Below are 16,527 nucleotides of genomic sequence, written 5' to 3' on the forward strand. Positions count from 1 at the left end.
TATTTGTAAAAATCTACGCGTCCAGCTGGTCCTCGATCAGATTGACCGATACCAGGGTCGATACGCCCTTCTCCTGCATGGTGATGCCATACAGACGGTCCGCCGCCACCATAGTGCCGCGTCGGTGAGTTATAACAATAAACTGCGTGTATTTGGTCAGTTTATGCAAATATCCTGCATAGCGGTCTACGTTGGAATCATCCAGGGCCGCCTCGATCTCATCCAGCAAACAGAAGGGAGACGGCTTTAAGTTCTGGATCGCAAACAGCAGCGAAATGGCTGTCAGCGCCTTCTCTCCTCCGGAAAGCTGCATCATGTTCTGCAGCTTCTTACCCGGCGGCTGGGCAATGATCTGAATGCCCGCCTCCAGAATGTCTTCCTCCTCCTGCAAAGACAGGGTACCGTGTCCGCCGCCGAAAAGCTCCTTAAATACCCGGTCAAATTCTTTCCGGATCTCCTGGAATTTTTCTTCAAACTGACGCCGCATGCCGGTATCCAGTTCTTCAATGATCCCCTGCAGGGTGGCTTCCGCCTCCACCAGGTCATCGTGCTGGGTCTTCATAAACTCATAACGCTCTGAAATCTCTTTGTAATCCTCAATCGCATTGACATTGACACTGCCCAGAGCACGGATGGAAGCCTTCAGCTCCTCGATCCGTTTTTTTACCTCAGCAAGCGAAGCTTCTTCTGTACTGCGAAGCTCCTTTGCCGCGCCAGGAGTCAGCTCGTATTCATTCCACAGATAAGTGATCTGACTTTCCCGCCGCTCCTCCAGCTTTTCCCGCTGGCCCTGCAGGCGGAACAGATCCTTGTCCAGACGGCCAATACGCCCGGACAAGTCTTCCCGTTTTCCAAAAAAGGACTTCTGCCAGCCGGATTTTTCTTCTTTCAGGGCCGCCTGAGTCTCAATCTCTGCGGCAATCTTCTGTTTTTCTTCCTCCGCATGCAGGATCAGTTCCTGAAGATCTGCGATCTCACGATTCTTTTCGTCTATGGCAGAACCGGAATCGGTACCGTGACTCTTAAGCCCGGCCTGTTCTTCTTTGAGTGTCAGGATCTCCTGCTCAACGCGACGGATATTTTCTTTCACAAAATCCACCCGCTGCTTTAAGTTTGCTGCTTCCAGGCGGATGGTCTCCAGCACCTTCGCTTTTTCCTCACGGATCTTCTTTTGCATTTCCAGCTCACCGGATATGTTCTCCATCAGCGTCTGTTCCTGGTCACTGTCCTTTTTCAGGATATCGCGCTCCAGGGCAAGCTTCTTTCTGCCTGCCTCGATCTCGCTGATCTGGCTCTCCAGCTGGCTGTTTTCCAGTGCGAGATCCTGGTAGGAATCTCGGATTTCTTCCCGCTTGTCCTCCAGCTGACTGACGCTCATCTGCCTGGTATTGACCAGCAGGGAAACCTGGTGATGCTCTGCTTTCAGGCTTTCCAGCTCTTCCTTTTTCTGCTGCGCCAGGCCCTCATTCATGGTCAGCTCCTCCTGCAGACGATCGGAAGCCTTCAATGCCTTCTGGCATGCTGCCTCCAGTTCTTCCAGCTCCCGTTTCCGTCCCAGAAGATTGCTGGAATTCTTGAAGGCACCACCTGTCATGGAACCGCCGGCGCTTAAAAGCTCACCCTCCAGCGTGACAATCCGCAGGGAATATCTGAATTTTCTTGCCAGGGCAATGGCATGATCGATGGTATCAGCCACTACCACACGCCCCAGCAGGTATTTCGCAAGGATCTGATACTCATTTTCCACATGGACCAGATCACTGGCCAGACCGATCACTCCCGGTTCGCTCAGCGCTTCCGGCTTTGAGAACCCGCCGCCCTGGCCGATGCTGGTAAGCGGCAGAAAGGTCACCCTGCCATACCGGTTCTTCTTTAAATACTCGATAAGCTGCTTGGCCGTCTGCTCCGAATCTGTTACCACATTCTGAATGCTTCCGCCCAGAGCTGTCTCAATGGCGGTCTCATACTTTTTCTCAGTAGTGATCAGATCTGCAACGACACCGCGGATGCCATGCACCCGGTCCCGTACTTCCATAACCCGGCGGATACTGCCGCCATAGCCCTCATAACGCTCTGCGAGGTTTTTTAGAGATTCCATCCTTGTATATGCCGTACGGTATTCCTGCTGCTTTTCATTTAAGGAGCGGGTCATACGCCGCACCTCTTCTTCATATTGTGCCAGCTGTCCCTCGCACTCGGTCTGGGCCAGCTCCAGCGCTTCCAGGCGCCCGGCTGCTTCCGCAAGCTTCCGGCGCTCAGCATCCAGCTGTTCATCCTGCACAGATTCATCACTCTTAAATTTCAGAAGCTTCTGACAGACCTCAGAACGGCGCACCTGCACCTGCTCCAGCATCGCCTCATAGCGCTGGTCCTGCGCATGGATAGAAGCAGTCTCATTCATGCCATTCATCATTCTGGTTCTGGCATCCTCGATCTGCTGCTCCATGAGCATCAGCTTTTCATCCAGCGCCATCAGCTCAGCCTGTGCAGTCTCCTGACTGCTCTTGCTGGTGCTTTCTGCCTCAGCAATGCCTGCGTTATCTGCCTGATACTGTCGGACCTGCCCCTGCTTTTCTTCCAGGGCATGCGCAATGGACTCAATGCGGGAGCGGATGTGCTCCGCGTTCATCTTCTCGGTATTGATCTGTTCTTTTAATACATTGATCTGGCCTTCCAGATTGCCTTTGAGCATCTCAGCCTGGTTCATCTGATCTCGCTTTTCTGTCAGCTGGCCGTCCAGCTCTGCGACCTCCTGCTCCAATTGCTCATACGCTTCTTTCAAATGCTCCGATTCCGCATTTGCGTCCTGCAGGTCTCCGGAAACAATGGACTCCCGCCTGCTGATTTCCTGCAGCTGTTTTCCGTTTTCTTCGGATTCCATTAAAAACAGATTCACATCACAGGCTTTTAGTTCTTCCCGCAAAGCCAGATATTTTTTTGCCGTTTCTGACTGTCTGGCCAGAGGTCCTACCTGTTTTTCCAGTTCAGAAAGAATGTCGCTTACGCGGACCAGATTCTGTTTCTCATCTTCCAGCTTTTTCTGGGCAATGGCCTTGCGGCGCTTGAATTTTACGATTCCGGCTGCCTCATCAAAAAGCTCCCGGCGTTCCTCCGGCTTGCCACTTAAGATCTTGTCAATCTGGCCCTGTCCGATGATGGAATAGCCCTCCTTACCGATACCGGTATCATAAAACAGCTCACTGATATCTTTTAGGCGGCAGGTACTCCCGTTAATCTTATACTCACTCTCACCGGAGCGGTACAGACGTCTGGACACGGTCACCTCATTATAATCTATAGAAAGTTGATGGTCGGAATTATCCAGGGTAATGGCCACATAGGCAAAGCCCTGTGGCTTTCGGATCTCCGTTCCCGCAAAGATAACATCCTGCATGGATCCGCCTCGCAGCTGCTTTGCGCGCTGCTCACCGAGCACCCAGCGCACCGCGTCGGCAACATTGCTCTTGCCGCTTCCGTTCGGCCCTACAATACCGGTAATTCCGTTGTGGAACTCAAACAGGATCTTGTTGGCAAAGGATTTGAATCCCTGTATCTCAATGCTCTTTAAATACATTCTTTCCCTCTCAGTTTCAAAATGCCATGGTAAGCGGCCACAGCCTCCGCTGCCTTCTTGGTTCCGCCGGTTCCGCGTCCCAGCTCCTCACCGCCGGACAGTGCGCGTACTTCAAAAACCTTATGATGATCCGGTCCCTCTTCCCGCAGGATCTCATACTCCAGATGTGCGCCTGCAGTAGCCTGGATCATTTCCTGCAGAATAGTCTTGCTATCGTAAAAGAGCTGCTTGTGCTCAATATCATTCAGGATAAACCGGTGAATGAACTCTTTTGCATTAGCAAAACCACCATCCAGATAGATAGAACCGATCAGGGCCTCCATAGCATCGGAAACCACGGAATTACGCTCTCTTCCGCCGGTGGCCTCCTCGCCCTTTCCCAAAAGCAGATAGCTGCCCAGCTCCAGATCGGCTGCGCAGTAAGCCAGGGTCGGCTCGCACACCAGGCTGGCACGGATCTTGGAGAGCTCTCCCTCCGGCTTCTCCGGGTACTTGTGATACAGGAAATCACTGGAAACCACTTCCAGAACGGCATCACCCAAAAACTCCAGACGTTCGTTGCAGACTGCCTTGTCCTTCTTATGTTCATTGGCATAGGAACTGTGGGTCAGGGCGCGGTGGAACAGATTTTTGTCCCGAAAGGTATAGCCGCACCTGCGTTCCAGCTCGTTTAAATCACGATTCATATACGTTAAACTCCTTATCGTTCTTCATTGGCATGCATTCAGCCACACACATATTATGGAAAGGGGCGCGCAAGGAATGCACAGCCCCTTTCTTGATTTCTTTGTAACTGTTCAGCAACTTCACAGTCACATTCCTTTCATACTGTTTTCAACTAGCCGTTTTCCGGCTCCGGCTTAGTTCAATGCGTTTTTGATCTGCTCAATCGCGTCGGAAACGCTGACGATCTGCTCAGCAACCTCCGTCGGGATCTCGATATCAAACTCTTCTTCAATACCCATGATGATCTGGAAGATATCCAGGGAATCTGCGCCAAGATCTTCTACGAAGGTAGTCTCCATGGTGATCTCATCCGGCTCAATGTTTAATACCTCTGCGATGATGTTCTGTAATTTCTCAAATTCCATAATTTCCTCTCCTAACTTTTCTTTCTTATTTTGTAACTGCCCGAAGCCCGGACCGTTTACTTACTGAATTTCCTGTGCCTGGCTGTCCAGACATTCTTTAATCTTTTCGTTGATCTTCTGTTCTTTGAAGGTCACACACTGAATAATGGAATTGCAGACCTCAGTAGACTTGGAACTTCCGTGAGTCTTAACCACAAGACCTTTCAGTCCCAGCATCGGTGCGCCGCCGTACTGGCTGGCATCGAATGCCTTTAAGGTCTCCTTCAGAGCCGGTTTTACAAGCAGAGCTCCAATCTTACTGCGCAGGGAGCTCATCATACCCTTCTTTACCATGGAGATCAGTGCTGCGCCGGTTCCCTCGTAAAGCTTTAAGATGACATTGCCCGTAAAGGCCTCGCAGACGATGACATCGGCTCCGCCGTGTGGAATCTCTCTTGCCTCAATGCTTCCGGTAAAGTTAATGTCCGTACACTGTTTTAAGAGCGGGAAGGTTTCTTTGACCAGGGCATTGCCCTTTTCCTCCTCGGCACCGATGTTCACGATTCCAACTCTCGGATTCTTAATTCCTACTACATGCTCCATATAGATAGAACCCATGCGCGCGAACTGGACCAGATGAGATGGACGGGAGTCTACATTGGCACCACAGTCAAGAAGCAGGGACACGCCCTTTTCTGTCGGGATCAGCGCGCCAAACGGCGGCCGCTCCACACCCTTGATGCGTCCCACCAGCACCTGTCCGCCTACGAGAATTGCTCCGGAACTGCCCGCTGATACAAACGCATCTGCCTCACCATTCCTTACCAGGTTCATTCCCACCACGATGGAGGAATCCTTTTTTTTGCGGATCGCATTCACCGGCGGCTCTTCCGTCTCGATCACCTCAGAAGCCTGCACCAACGTGATCTGTTCTTTCGGATATGTGTGGGAGGCAAGCTCTTTTTTCACTGCCTCTTCCTGACCAACTAACAGAACATGGATGTCACTCCGCTTATTTACAGCCTGAACGGCCCCCTTTACTATCTCGCCCGGAGCGTTGTCACCGCCCATTGCGTCAACAGCTACATTAATCATAGAGTCTCCTTTTCGGCTTGTGCCGTAAAATTGATTTCGTAATTAAATATACTAGATTCCATACTATAAATCAATATAATTTTTGCCTTCATAACCATATCAAAGCAGTTTAAGGATACAACTGCCTTGAAAACGAAAAAAGGACTGAACAGATACTGTTCAATCCTTGATTCTAAGCCATTTCTAATTAGTCCTCAACAGAAACGATCTCTTTCTTGTTGTAAGAACCACAAGCCTTGCAGACTCTGTGAGGCATCATCAGAGCGCCGCACTTGCTGCACTTTACTAAATTCATAGCGCTCATTTTCCAGTTAGCTCTACGTTTGTCACGTCTTGCTTTGGAAGATTTATTCTTTGGGCAGATAGACATGGTTTACACCTCCTTAAACTTTTGAAATAAATCCTGGATTACTGACATTCTTGGGTCAGGCGAACTCCGGTCACAGGAACATTCCATGTGATTAAGGTTCGCACCACATCTATTGCAAATTCCTTTGCAGTCTTCCCTGCATAACACCTTCATAGGCAGATTAAGCAATAGCTCGTTACTGAGCAACCGGTCTACATCCAGATTATAGCCGCTTACATAGGGCTGTTCATCGAGATCTTCTGTACGCTCGCTTTCGGTCTTTGACATGTCCAGCTCTTCGTCGAATTCCAGTTTAAAAGGAATATCAACAGGCTCTAAGCATCTGTCGCATGGCATCTGCAGGGTTACCTCTGCATTGCCGGTGAGAAGAAGCTTTTTGTCCCCAAGATTACGGACATGCAGCTGTACCGGACTGCGTGATACGATGTCATATGCATCCTTGCTGGTGCAAAGCTGGTTTATATCGATATCGCACGTATAGTCTTTCTCTTTTCCGTCCACGGAAAACAGCTCTGTCAAATTAATAAGCATATCAGTCTCCTAATACGCACCTGTGTAATTATACACAGGTGCGCCGGCTTTGTCAACAACTATTTTATTTTTTCAGAAATTGATTGAGAGGAATTAAGCCTCAACCAGTCTCTTGGTCTCTCTTGCGATTGCAAGCTCCTCGTTAGTCGGGATCAGCATTACTTTGACTTTGGAATCTGCTGCGGAAATAACAGCGTTCTTTCCTCTTACATCGTTAGCCTGGTCATCAATCTTCACTCCAAGGTAGCCTAAGTACTCACAGATAGCCTTTCTGCCTGCCTTATCGTTCTCGCCAACACCTGCGGTAAATGCGATCGCATCTACGCCGTTCATAGCTGCGGTGTAAGCGCCGATATATTTTGCCACACGGTAAACGAATGCATCAAGAGCTACCTCTGCCAAGTGGTTGCCCTCTGCCTTAGCTGCCTCGATATCACGGAAGTCGCTGGAAATGCCGCCGCTCATGCCGAGTACGCCGGATTTCTTGTTGAGGATGTTTAATACCTCGTTGACGTCCTTCCCCTCTTTGTTGCAGATGAACTGAACAACAGCCGGATCGATATCACCACTTCTGGTACCCATGATCAAACCCTCAAGAGGAGTCAGGCCCATGCTGGTATCTACGCACTTGCCGCCGATGGAAGCAGATACGCTTGCGCCGTTGCCTAAGTGGCAGACGATAACCTTTGCGTTCTTCGGATCGAGTCCGCCGAACTTGATAGCCTCGCCGGATACGAACATATGGCTGGTGCCGTGGAAGCCGTAACGACGGATGCTGTATTTCTCATAATACTCGTGCGGGATTGCGTACAGATAAGCCTTCTCCGGCATAGCCATACCGAAACCGGTATCCCATACTGCTACGTTTGGCTTGCCCGGCATAGCTGCCTCAGCTGCCTCGATACCCATTAAGTTAGCCGGGTTATGCAGCGGTCCAAGATCGAAGCACTCGCGGATTACTTTCTTAACGTCATCGTTTACAACGATGGACTCGCTGTACTTGGTACCAGCGTGCAGAACGCGGTGACCGATTGCTGCGATCTCATCGGTGCTCTTGATCACGCCGTGCTCAGCATCCTGAAGAGCATCCATAACCATCTCGATTGCTACGGTGTGGGTCGGCATGTCTTTCTCTACGACATATTTGTCCTTGCCAGCCGGCTGATGGGTCAGTTTGGAACCCTCGATACCAATTCTCTCGCACAGACCCTTTGCGATTACGCTCTCATCGGTCATGTCGATCAGCTGATATTTTAAGGAAGAGCTTCCGCAGTTGATAACTAAAATCTTCATAATGTGATATTCTCCTATAATAACTTAACTAAATTACTGATTCTGGCACTGTACAGCAGTGATCGCAACAACACCTACGATATCCTCAGCAGAGCAGCCTCTGGACAGATCGTTAACCGGCTTTGCGATACCCTGGCACATCGGGCCATAAGCCTCTGCCTTGCCAAGTCTCTGAACCAGCTTGTAGCCGATGTTTCCTGCATCCAGATCCGGGAATACCAGAACGTTTGCATGACCTGCAACCTTGCTGTCCGGAGCCTTGGAAGCGCCAACTTCCGGAACGATCGCTGCGTCAAGCTGAAGCTCACCGTCCAGTGCAAGCTCCGGAGCCATCTCCTTAGCCAGCTTGGTAGCCTCAACGACTTTGTCAACATCTGCATGCTTTGCGGAGCCCTTGGAAGAATGGGACAGCATAGCAACCTTCGGCTCCTCGCCGGTCAGCATCTTGAAGCTCTCTGCAGAAGATACTGCGATTGCAGCCAACTCTTCTGGATTCGGATTCTGGTTCAGGCCGCAGTCTGCGAATACGAAGGTACCGTTGCTGCCAAGATCGCAGTCCGGAACTTCCATTAAGAAGAATGCGGATACCAGCTTGGTGCCCGGTTTGGTCTTGATCACCTGCAGGCACGGACGAAGAGTGTTTGCGGTGGAATGGCAAGCGCCGGAAACCATACCGTCAGCATCGCCGTTCTTGATCATAAGGCAGCCATAGTAAGCGTAGTCGCTTAAGATGGTCTCTTTTGCTTTCTCAGGAGTCATGCCTTTGGACTTTCTCAGCTCAACGAACAGGTCGATATACTCCTGTGTTTTCTCGTAAGTCTGCGGATTGATGATCGTAGCACCGGATACATCCAGTCCCTCACTGTGAGCGCCGATATCTTCCGGAGTACCGATGATAACAAGATTTGCAAGGTCCTCTTTCAGAATTTTCTCTGCAGCGACCCAGGTTCTGCGGTCCATGGACTCAGGCAGTACGATTGTTTTTTTATCTGCCTTTGCTTTGGCTTTGATTACATCAATAAATCCCATAATAATACCCCTTTCATGATTTAATGCATATAGCCTTATTATATACAGACTAAAAAGCAAAAGACAAGCTGTATTTTGTATTTTTTTGCACTTTTTGTAAAACAAGCATTCCCCGTAACGCAAAAGAGGTGTGGATCCGGAAATCGCAAACAGCGCATTTCCTGACCACACCTCAGTTATCCCTGCGTCTCTTATTCGAGAGCTTCAAAGATCAGCTTTCCTACCACAGAACCGCCATCCAGAATGCCGATGGACTGTTCTGCATAGTAAGCAGCCCGTCCGTGTACAGACTTCATCTTCTTCGTGTTCTCAGAGCCCTGAGCAGCTATTTCGGCTGCTGCCTTGAGCGCTTCCCCGAAGCTTTCGCTCTCATGCTCTTTTAAGCATACGGCTGCCGGATAGATCGCATCCAGAATTGTCTTCTCTCCGGGCTTTGATCCGGCCTTTTCCATGATCTTCTCGACGCCGCTCATCACTGCCTCAGCAAACTCCGGAAGCGTTGCTTCGGTTTTCCCCTTCAGGGATTTTGCCATTCCCATGAATGCAAAGCTGATGATGGTACCCAGGCTGGACGGTGCTGCCTCATTGAATACCTTTCCGGTCTGCATCATGAGTTTTCCAAGGTCTGTCTCCTCTGCTTCTGCCGCAAAGGCTGCCGCTGCCGCAAAGCCCTCACTCATGGAAACTCCCAGATCTCCGTCTCCGTTCTGCTGATCCAGTTTGATCAGGTATTCCTTATTTTCGGTCATGACTGCGCTGATCTTGCTCAGTCCGTCAATTACAGACTGTTTGTTCATATCGCAATTCCTCCTATTTGTTGTAATTGGTATAAAACGGTGTCTTAGCCGGAGCTGCCAGCAGCGCTTTCAGTTCCTCATCCAGCTTGAAGATCGTCAGGGAAAGTCCTGCCATCTCCATGGAGGTAGCAAACTCGCCAACATGCGGCATAAATACCTTTACGCCCTTGTCTTCCAGCAGTTTGTGTACGCGTCCGTAAACGATCAGCTGCTCCTCCAGCGGAGTTGCGCCGAGACCGTTGACCATGACAGAAACCTCATCACCGGAGACAAGCGGCATATCTGCAGTGATACGCTCCACTAAAATGTCAGCCACTTCGTCTGCAGTCATCATCTTGCGCACTTCAATTCCTTTTTCTCCATGGATTCCCATGCCAATCTCAATCTCATCATCGGCGATGGAGAAGGTCGGCTCACCTACCTGCGGAACAATGCAGGGAGTCAGCGCAACACCCATGGTACGGATATGATCCAGCGCCTTCTGCGCAACGCCTGCAACCTCATCCAGATTCTTCATCTGAGCCGCAGCTGCTCCGGCAACCTTGAATGCATAAACCATACCTGCCACGCCGCGGCGCTTCTCTTTGTTTTCCTTCGGACTGCTGGCAACATCATCTTTGACACGGACGGTTCTGGTCTCCACATCGTCCATCTCCACCATCTCACAGGCCATGTCAAAGTTCATATTGTCACCGCCGTAGTTGCCATACAGGCACAGCACGCCGTTTCCACGGTCACAGGCCTTGATCATATCTGCCATCTTGCTTGCAGACGGGGAGGCAAACACATTGCCGATCGCGCAGCCATCCAGCATTCCGTCACCCACATAGCCCAGGAACACAGGAAGATGTCCGCTTCCGCCCGCTGTAACGATTCCAACTTTTCCATCCGCTACCGGATAATTGGTAACCAAGATCCTCTCATCACCATCTAACAGCTTTACCTTGTCACCGTAAGCTGCAATGATGCCTGTCATCGTATCCTTTACAAAATTTTCCGGATTGTTGATTAATTTTTTCATGGCATTTTCCTCCATTATTTATTTATGCACCAAGATAAGCCGCTTTTACTCTCGGATCGGTCAAAAGATCCTTACCCTTGCCTTCCATAATGATCTTTCCTGTTTCCAGCACATAACCGCGGTCTGCGATGGAAAGCGCCATGGACGCATTCTGCTCGATCAGCAGGATGGTTTTTCCCATGTCACGGATCTGTAAGATCAGGTCAAAGATTCCTTCTACAATGATCGGAGCAAGTCCCAGGGACGGCTCATCCAGCATCACAATATCCGGATCCATCATCAGTCCTCTGGAAATTGCAAGCATCTGCTGCTCGCCACCGGAAAGGCTTCCGCCGGCCTGGGTCAGACGCTCTTTTAATCTCGGAAAAAGCTTGTACTGCTCTTCCAGAAGCTCCTGGATCCGGTTCTTTGACAGTTTCGGATTTCCGAGAGATCCCGCAATCAGGTTCTCATAAACCGACAGCGCCGGAAAAATCTTTCTTCCCTCCGGCACATGGCACATACCCATCTTAACGATTTTGTCCGGTGCCATCCTGCTGATGTCGGTGCCTTTAAACTGAACGCTTCCGCCAGCTTTATGGACCAGCCCGGAGATCGCATGCAGGGATGTTGTTTTTCCTGCGCCATTAGAACCGATCAGGGTGATGATCTCGCCCTGGTCTACGTGGAAGCTGATTTCGGACAGTGCTGTGATATATCCGTAATTCACGGAAAGATTTTCCACCTTAAGCATGTACTTTCACCGCCTCTCCTGCAACAATTCCCTTACCAAAGTATGCTTCCTGTACTTCCTTGCTGGCCTTGATCTCGTCCGGAGTTCCCTCGCAGATCTTCTGACCGAAATTAAGTACCAGGATCCGGTTACAGGAATTCATAACAAACTTCATATCATGCTCAATTACCGCAATGGTATATCCGCCCTCATTCAGCATTATGATGAATTCCATCAGCTCCTGAGTCTCCATCGGGTTCATGCCCGCTGCAGGCTCATCCAGAAGCAGAATATACGGCTCGAGGGCCAGTGCTCTGGCGATCTCCACCTTACGCTGCATTCCATAAGCAAGGTTACCGGCCATGGTATCGCGGTACTGATACAGACCGATGGCCTTTAAGATTTCTTCACTCTTATAGATCGCGTATTCCTCATCCTGCCTGTAAGTCCTGGTATGCGCAATGGCATCAAAGATATTGCTTTTGGTGCGGATATGGCATCCGATCTTTACATTATCAAGAACACTCATGAACTTGAACAGCTGCAGGTTCTGAAACGTACGCGCCATTCGTTTTCTTGCTACCTTCTCTGCTGAAAATCCGGTTACATCCTCCCCAAGCAAATACACATTGCCCTTGGTCGGAGTATACATGCCGGTACACATGTTAAAGAACGTGGTCTTTCCTGCTCCGTTCGGACCGATGATCCCGAAGATATCTCCCGGCATGACCTTCATATCTACGTTGTCGACTGCTTTCAGACCGCCAAAGTATTTGCACAGCCCCTTTGATTCCAGAACCGGCACATTCTTATCCAGTTGATCAAATTTGGTTATCATGCTTTCTTCACCTCCGCAGCCTTGTCTTTCTTCTCTGCTTCTTTTTTCCGGATCTTACCGCCTGCCAGAATGGAATCAGTAGCGCCTAAGAGTCCCTGCGGACGAACCCACATCATCAAAATGATGATGATCGCATAGATCACGTAACGCCAGTTTTCCAGGAAACGAAGGGTCTCCGTCAGAATCGTAACAATGGCAGAGCCCACGATCGGTCCAAGAAGGGTTCCCTGACCGCCGATGACCACCATAGCCAGAACGTTGAAACCGGTATCCGTTGTAAACTGGGAAGCCTCAATGTAGTTTACGAAAGGTGCGTAAGCTGCACCGATGATGCCTGCCCAGAACGCGCCGTACATAAAGTTTAAGCACTTGCAGAAGCTTGTCTCAACTCCCAGGGATTTTGCTGCCACCTGGTCTTCACGGATTGCCATCCATGCTCTTCCGACTCTGGATTTGAGTACGCGGGATGTCACAAAGAGGAATGCGATTCCAATGATCAGAAACAGGAAATAGTAATGCTTCGGACGGAAGATTTCCATACCGAAGACACTCGGATACGGAATCTGCTTGATGCCTAACGCACCGCCTGTAACCGGAGTCCAGGTCTGCGCGATGATACGGATGATTTCCGAAGCACCCAGTGTAACGATAGACAGATAAACACCTGAAAGCTTTAAAGTCGGAAGACTCACAAGAAGTCCAACCAATGCCGCAAGCACGCCTGCAACCGGAAGGATCAGCCAGAAATTCAAGCCCAGTGTTTTGGTGCAGGCTGCGCAGGTGTAAGCCCCGATACAGAAGAAGCCGGCCTGGCCAAGGCAGGTCTGGCCGCTGTAGCCATTGATGACATTTAAGGAGCCTGCCAGCGTCGCGTACATCATGATGGTACAGATATAGCGCAGGATCAGCGCCTGCTTGATCACAAACGGAAGGATCAGGGAGATGATAAACAGCCCGATAAGTACCGGGAGTTTATGTTTGTTATAAAATTCCATGACACGTGCCATTATACTCTCACTCCCTTCTTGCTGACAAATCCCTGCGGACGGATCAGCAGGACAATGATCAGGAAACCGAACGCGAATACATCACGGAAGGTTGCCATGGTAAGCGCGATTCCCAGGTTCTCGATAATACCGATGCACAGACCGCCCAGAGCAGAGAAGCGGATATCCACCAGTCCGCCAAGAACGCTGGCCGAGAATGCCTTCATACTGTATGCGCCGCCCATGGTAGCGGATACAGAATAATAATAGATGCAAAGCAGGATTCCTGCGATACCGCCAAAGCCGGAACCGATACAGTTACCGATCATTGCGGTACGTTTCACATTAATGCCCACCAGATATGCCGCATCCTTATTCTGGCTGACTGCACGGAGCGCGATGCCCCATTTTGTTTTATTGAAAAACAAAGTCAGGCCGCCTGCCAGTACAATGACCAGAAGAATGACAATGATCTGCAGCAGTTTTATATCCAGATTAATGCTTCCCAAAGAAATGGTAAACGTCTTATTTTCAATGATATTAAGTACAGGTTTTGTTTCCGGTCCAAACACGATCTGGGCCAGGTTTTTGATCAGCATACTGATACCGATCGTACATAACAGAGAAATGTGCCGGGGTGCATTGAAGAATTTCTCATAACAGAGTTTGTAGACCACAATGCCAATCACAAAGGATCCGGCAAAGGCCGCCATAATTGCCAGCGGCAGGTTGTTTCCAACCAATAGAAAAATGTAATAAGCAGAAAACGCTCCGATCATCATGATCTCGCCGTAGGTGAAGGTTACCATACCTACAACACCAACGATGACGGAATAACCGATTGCCATCAGTGCATAAATCGAGCCCTGGCAAAGGCCATTGATCAACTGATTTAAAAAGTATTCCATACAATCCCTCCTAAGAGGAGGGGTCTGTTATTACAGACCCTCCGCACCATAATCAAACCCTTCCAGTACGACCCACTTCGCGTCTTTTACGCCGCAGATCATGTACTGTCTCTGGATATCACCATCTTCCATGAAATTCAGTGCTCCGGTGATGCCTTCGTTCTGGCTGTTTGCAAGAGCCTCCTGGATCGCTTCACGGGTGATCTCGCCGTCACCGATCTTCTCGATGGCATTCTTGATCAGATATACACAGTCATATGCGCATGCCGGGTGAATAGTCGGTTTGAATCCGGACTTTTCCTCGAAGGTTGATGACCATTTACTTAAAGTCTCATTGTTCTCATCAAAGAAGAACGGAGAGGTTACGATCAGATTGTCCGGGGTGGTCAGCTGATTGATAAGCTGTTCAGAAGTACCAGGTCCCAGTGCTACGTGCTGGATATCCCAGCCTGCCGCGTCAGCCTGATTAAAAATTGCCGCAACAGAATCACCCTGGTCCATAACTACCAGACAATCCGGATCGATAGAACGCATCTTGGTGATCAGGGAGCTGAAATCCTTCTCGCCGGTTGCGTATTTCTCAACAGTTACATCCAGACCTTCTTTTTCAGCCTGTTTCATAAAGTTATCATAGCAGGAAAGTCCCCAGTCACTGTCCACACGGATGACTGCGATCTTCTTAGCGCTTAAATACTTGTTCAGAACATATTTTGCAAGGAATGGTGCTTCCGCATCCTGACGTCCCATAATACTGAAGCAGTACTTACTCATGTTTGCGTAGTCCGGAGCAGATGCTGTCGGGCTCAGCTGTACGATGCCGTAGCGCTCTACGATCTCAGCGTTTGCCTTGCAGGCACCGGAAGTGAAATCGCCGAGAATTGCCAGAATGCTGTCATCCTCCGCGAAGTTGGTTGCCATGTTGGAAGAAACAACCGCATCACCCTGGGTATCCTTAACATCAATCTCAAGCGGATGACCATTTGCGCCGCCGTTTGCGTTGATCTCATCGATCGCCATCTGGAAACCGATCTGGAATCCTTTTCCATACTCTGCGTAGTTGCCGGTCAGAGGAGCAAGTCCACCAAGTTTGATCACGCTCTTATCGGCACCGCCGCCCTGCTCTGCCTTGTCTGTTTTTGCTTCTGACGCTGCCGCACTTCCCCCGTTTGTCTTGGCACCGCCGGAACATCCTGTCATAACACTTGCTGCCATCATCACTGCGCATGCAGCTGCTGCAATTCGCTTAAATCCCTTATGCATAATACATACCTCCTTCAAATTGTAGACTCCTTTTTGATGCTATTATTTATGGAAGCAAAGCTTACAGGTTGCACAACCCTTCGCGATGGTATCCGTCAGATCCAGGGTAAGACCCATTTCCTCTGCGATGCCGCGGTCTCCGTCCATTGCAATGTCACACAACAGTGCGCAGGTCTCATCATCAAAGCCCTGTTTCTTCCATGCGTTCAGCAGCGCGCAGTAGTGGAAATCTACCGGTACTTCAGAATCGGTCACTTCGTGTACGTCCATCTCGAAGGTCTTCTGACCAAGCTCTCCGAGGAATACGCCTGCGAATTTTTTACCATCATTAGAGCCACCGCATGCTTCCTTGAAGCCTTTGCCGTGGAAGTTGCCGCAGCGACGGATTGCTCTGCGGAATGCCGGTTCCGGATCAATTCCGTCTTTTCTTAATTCATCAAAGATCAGGCCCATCCAGGTTGCACGATGCTCGATCGCTGCACGGTTGATATTTACCTCAACATCATTTGTAATTTTCGCTTCATTCTTAATCAATTCATTTTCTCCTCTTTGTATTTTTTGTGTATTTCTTCCTATTATTTATGGAAGCAGAGCTTACAGGTTGCACAGCCCTTTGCAATGGTATCCGTCAGATCCAGGGTGAGACCCATTTCCTCTGCGATGCCGCGGTCTCCGTCCATTGCAATGTCACATAACAGTGCGCAGGTCTCATCATCAAAGCCCTGTTTTTTCCATGCGTTTAACAGTGCGCAGTAATGGAAATCTACCGGTACTTCAGAATCGGTCACTTCGTGTACGTCCATCTCGAAGGTCTTCTGACCAAGCTCTCCGAGGAATACGCCTGCGAATTTTTTACCATCATTGGAGCCTCCGCACGCTTCCTTGAAGCCTTTGCCGTGGAAGTTGCCGCAACGGCGAATTGCTCTGCGGAATGCCGGTTCCGGATCGATCCCATCTTTTCTTAATTCATCAAAGATCAGGCCCATCCAGGTTGCACGATGCTCGATCGCTGCGCGGTTGATGTTTACCTCAACATCATTTGT

The 16,527-nt window shown here is 49.8% G+C and carries 17 protein-coding genes; all 17 read right to left on the bottom strand.

Translation table 11 applies throughout. The features are described from left to right. Positions 1 to 13 precede the first annotated feature (13 nt). Positions 14 to 3,574, bottom strand: coding sequence for a chromosome segregation protein SMC (gene smc / locus DW819_RS04370; protein ID WP_118732240.1), 3,561 nt, complete (start codon positions 3,572 to 3,574; stop codon positions 14 to 16). Next, positions 3,565 to 4,260 carry a ribonuclease III gene (gene rnc / locus DW819_RS04375; RefSeq protein ID WP_118732241.1) on the bottom strand — a complete coding sequence of 232 codons (696 nt, stop codon included), beginning with the start codon at positions 4,258 to 4,260 and terminating at the stop codon, positions 3,565 to 3,567. Before rnc ends, smc begins: the two co-directional genes overlap by 10 nt. 174 nt (positions 4,261 to 4,434) lie before the next feature. Next, positions 4,435 to 4,665 carry an acyl carrier protein gene (acpP, locus tag DW819_RS04380; protein WP_118532624.1) on the bottom strand — a complete coding sequence of 77 codons (231 nt, stop codon included), beginning with the start codon at positions 4,663 to 4,665 and terminating at the stop codon, positions 4,435 to 4,437. Between the two features lie 60 nt (positions 4,666 to 4,725). Beyond that, entirely contained in the window at positions 4,726 to 5,739 is a 1,014-nt protein-coding gene (plsX, locus tag DW819_RS04385; protein ID WP_118732242.1) for a phosphate acyltransferase PlsX, read from the bottom strand. A 187-nt stretch (positions 5,740 to 5,926) separates the two neighbouring features. Continuing rightward, entirely contained in the window at positions 5,927 to 6,109 is a 183-nt protein-coding gene (rpmF, locus tag DW819_RS04390) for a 50S ribosomal protein L32 (protein ID WP_118532628.1), read from the bottom strand. A 3-nt stretch (positions 6,110 to 6,112) separates the two neighbouring features. After that, a complete protein-coding gene (locus tag DW819_RS04395; RefSeq protein WP_118732243.1) occupies positions 6,113 to 6,640 on the bottom strand; it encodes a DUF177 domain-containing protein in 528 nt (175 codons plus the stop codon). A gap of 93 nt (positions 6,641 to 6,733) precedes the next feature. Beyond that, complete coding sequence (locus tag DW819_RS04400; protein WP_118732244.1) at positions 6,734 to 7,933, bottom strand: acetate kinase; 1,200 nt, start codon at positions 7,931 to 7,933, stop codon at positions 6,734 to 6,736. Between the two features lie 33 nt (positions 7,934 to 7,966). Beyond that, positions 7,967 to 8,962 carry a phosphate acetyltransferase gene (pta, locus tag DW819_RS04405; protein WP_118532634.1) on the bottom strand — a complete coding sequence of 332 codons (996 nt, stop codon included), beginning with the start codon at positions 8,960 to 8,962 and terminating at the stop codon, positions 7,967 to 7,969. A gap of 191 nt (positions 8,963 to 9,153) precedes the next feature. Continuing rightward, positions 9,154 to 9,759: a dihydroxyacetone kinase subunit L gene (locus DW819_RS04410; protein WP_118732245.1), complete on the bottom strand. Its 606-nt coding sequence runs from the start codon at positions 9,757 to 9,759 to the stop codon at positions 9,154 to 9,156. 13 nt (positions 9,760 to 9,772) lie between these two features. After that, positions 9,773 to 10,780 carry a dihydroxyacetone kinase subunit DhaK gene (locus DW819_RS04415; RefSeq protein WP_118732246.1) on the bottom strand — a complete coding sequence of 336 codons (1,008 nt, stop codon included), beginning with the start codon at positions 10,778 to 10,780 and terminating at the stop codon, positions 9,773 to 9,775. 22 nt (positions 10,781 to 10,802) lie between these two features. Then, positions 10,803 to 11,513, bottom strand: coding sequence for an ABC transporter ATP-binding protein (locus DW819_RS04420; RefSeq protein ID WP_118732247.1), 711 nt, complete (start codon positions 11,511 to 11,513; stop codon positions 10,803 to 10,805). Next, positions 11,506 to 12,330, bottom strand: coding sequence for an ABC transporter ATP-binding protein (locus DW819_RS04425; protein ID WP_207665293.1), 825 nt, complete (start codon positions 12,328 to 12,330; stop codon positions 11,506 to 11,508). Before DW819_RS04425 ends, DW819_RS04420 begins: the two co-directional genes overlap by 8 nt. Then, on the bottom strand, positions 12,327 to 13,337 hold the full coding sequence (locus DW819_RS04430) for a branched-chain amino acid ABC transporter permease (RefSeq protein ID WP_118732248.1): 1,011 nt from the start codon (positions 13,335 to 13,337) through the stop codon (positions 12,327 to 12,329). Before DW819_RS04430 ends, DW819_RS04425 begins: the two co-directional genes overlap by 4 nt. Then, the gene (locus DW819_RS04435; RefSeq protein ID WP_118732249.1) at positions 13,337 to 14,224 is read right to left on the bottom strand and encodes a branched-chain amino acid ABC transporter permease; all 888 of its coding nucleotides are present in this window, start codon (positions 14,222 to 14,224) and stop codon (positions 13,337 to 13,339) included. The genes DW819_RS04430 and DW819_RS04435 overlap by 1 nt, the downstream gene beginning before the upstream one ends. A 30-nt stretch (positions 14,225 to 14,254) precedes the next feature. Continuing rightward, a complete protein-coding gene (locus DW819_RS04440) occupies positions 14,255 to 15,484 on the bottom strand; it encodes an ABC transporter substrate-binding protein (protein WP_118732250.1) in 1,230 nt (409 codons plus the stop codon). Between the two features lie 42 nt (positions 15,485 to 15,526). Continuing rightward, positions 15,527 to 16,018, bottom strand: coding sequence for an L-2-amino-thiazoline-4-carboxylic acid hydrolase (locus tag DW819_RS04445; protein WP_177303941.1), 492 nt, complete (start codon positions 16,016 to 16,018; stop codon positions 15,527 to 15,529). Positions 16,019 to 16,059: 41 nt separating this feature from the next. Next, a partial coding sequence (locus tag DW819_RS04450; RefSeq protein WP_118732314.1) for an L-2-amino-thiazoline-4-carboxylic acid hydrolase occupies positions 16,060 to 16,527 on the bottom strand: 468 nt, incomplete at its 5' end.

The sequence above is a fragment of the Clostridium sp. AM33-3 genome, assembly GCF_003480315.1.
Classification (GTDB): domain Bacteria; phylum Bacillota; class Clostridia; order Lachnospirales; family Lachnospiraceae; genus Brotaphodocola.